This is a genomic window from Rhodococcus sp. IEGM 1318 (genome assembly GCF_033142465.1).
Taxonomy (GTDB): Bacteria; Actinomycetota; Actinomycetes; order Mycobacteriales; family Mycobacteriaceae; genus Rhodococcus_F; species Rhodococcus_F qingshengii_B.
Map to the genome: position 1 here is coordinate 1 of NZ_JAWLSC010000048.1, position 2437 is coordinate 2437.

Annotated in this window: 1 protein-coding gene; it reads left to right on the forward strand. The window is 61.2% G+C overall.

Features of this window, described 5'->3' with window-relative positions:
• Positions 1–743 precede the first annotated feature (743 nt).
• The gene (locus R4P65_RS32965) at positions 744–2189 is read left to right on the forward strand and encodes an MFS transporter (protein WP_317829688.1); all 1446 of its coding nucleotides are present in this window, start codon (positions 744–746) and stop codon (positions 2187–2189) included.
• Positions 2190–2437 lie beyond the last annotated feature (248 nt).

Genomic DNA, 2437 nt, shown 5'->3' on the forward strand with positions numbered 1-2437 from the left:
GCGCTCCTCCCGACGCTTCGCGTCGGGAGACGGGAGCGAGTCGCTTCGCTCCCCCGCCAGGGAGCCGCTGCGCGGCTCGCAGTGGGTCGAGTGCCGTTGCCGTCGATCGAGTCGCTTCGCTCCTCTGAATTTCGAATCTTGGTTCTCACCAATCGAATTCATCGCAACGTCTGAACCGGTACCCGACACCCGAACGAGGCTGGGGAGGAGGGGAGGGGTCACGAAAAGCGCCCCGTCTCGCGTCCACTGCCTCGTCATCATCATGCTCCCAATCATACACCCACACCCACCAAACCGCAAAACACCCCGAAAACACGAAACACCGAAACACTCACCACCACAACAACATTCGACGTTCACGAAAACACCACCGTGCACAACCCACGAAACCAACCCAACACCAACCGAATACCGAACCCTACTGACCCACAACAACATTCAAGAACACCCAAAAAAGAGCCCTCACAACACCCACCCCGCCGGCCCCCAAAAACCGCCGGCGCCCCACACACCCCAACAACCACCCCGGGGACGTGCCATCACCGCAGGTCAACCTCTAAAACAACACTCCATCTTCACATAGACTTGCGGGTGGCGCTGGGAGGAACAACGATTCCAGGCCACCAGGATCGCGGCAGCGGCGGAAATCTGGGGGACCAGGCTATAAGCCTTCACCGTGCGACATTTCCCGGAAACGGCAACCATTCTTGCCATTTCGTCCCCCGACGATCCACCCTCGACTCATGAGCCAACCATCAACCACCGCTGGCGAATCGGCCACCCGGCCGAGCGTGCGCGCCGCCGCGGGAACAGGACGGGCCTTCACCGTCCTCGCAGTAGTTCAAGCGACGCTGATCTTCACGATCACCCTGATCGCTGTCCCGCTTCCGCTGATCGGACGAGAATTCGGCCTCGATTCCTCTGGCCTCGTTTTGGTCAACGCCGCCTACGGCCTGCCCTACAGTGGTTTGTTGCTGTTCGGTGGGCGATTGACCGACCGGTTCGGTGGACGACAGCTGTTGGTGATCGGCTTGGCGATCTTCGGGTTGGCGTCGCTCGCCGGGGCGTTCGCCCCGACCTTCACTGCCCTGGTCGTTGCGCGTTTCGTTCAGGGCATTGGTGCAGCATTGACGGCCCCGGCCGCATTAGCGATTCTGCGGGCAGTGTTCACCGACGGGGCGGCATTCGGGCGGGCCATGGCAGTGTGGGGCGGGGTGTCCGTACTCGGCGCCGCAGCGGGAACCGTTGTCTCGGGCGCGATTACCACGTGGGTGTCCTGGCGTTGGATGTTCGTCATACCTGTTGTCGTAGCGACATTGACTCTGGCGTTGCACCGCAGGCTGTTCCCAGCTGCCGAACCCGACACCGCCGACAGCGCTCCTGGACTCGACCCCTTCGGGGCTGTGCTGGCAACGCTCGGGATCTCGATCGGAAGCTACGGTCTCATCCTCAGTCTCGAGAACTCCTGGACCTCTGTCGGAGTTCTCGTGCCGCTCGCGATCGGTCTCGCGCTCCTCGTCGCGTTCACCGTGATCGAGCGCCGAGTAAGGCAGCCGCTACTCCCAGCTGGATTCATCGGGCGAGGTCAGCGTTTGTTCGGTCTGGGCGGGATCCTGCTTTCAGCTGCCGGATCAGGGTTGATTGCCTTCTTGCTCGCACTGTATTTGCAGAACGAACGGGGGTGGACGACCCTTGCAACAGCTGGAGCATTCATTCCGTACACGGCAGCTTTGATCGCCTCGAACCGTGCAGCGGGACCGTTAATCGGCCGGTTCGGTGCCGTGCGTGTCGCGACAGCTGGCCTGATCATCAGCGCCACCGGGCTAGCATTGCTCGCAAACTTGCACCCGGACACGGACTTTCTCGTAGGTCTACTACCAGGTTTGATTCTACTTCCAGCTGGCGCGTCGCTGGTCTTCTCCGCTGGAGCTGTCCTGACCACCGCCGGTGTGCCGGCGACCCAGTCAGGTCTGGCCGGAGGCGTGATGAACACCGCGATGGAACTAGGCCCGACCGTAGGATTCGCCGTCTTGATGGCAGTAGCCGCAACCCGAAGCGACACCATCGACGGCTACGCCTGGGCTTTCGCCGCCGCAGCAGCAGCCCACGTCGTTTTGGCAATAATCGGAATAGTCTCAACTCGACGAACATCCACGTCCACCAGCGGCAACATCCGAACAACTCCATAGCGTTTCGACGTGCACCCGTACTTGCAACGCACCGGCATACAGGTGTCAGGGGCTGCTCGTTGAACGACTGACCAACGACTCCCTTGACAGGGATCGTCACTCGCGCACCAAAAGCGAGCAGTGAGGCGATTCAACTACCTGCTGACCATTAAGGCGTATCAGCCACAGAGCCGGGTCTGTCTCGCTAACGGTGTTTCGGCCGGTTTCCATCAGTAAGTTTCCGATCCCGGCCAACGATCAGCGAAGGT

Bases quoted from the DNA above. Each gene is read 5' to 3' on its own strand.
- R4P65_RS32965 (WP_317829688.1), top strand. From the start codon at position 744: ATGAGCCAACCATCAACCACCGCTGGCGAATCGGCCACCCGGCCGAGC.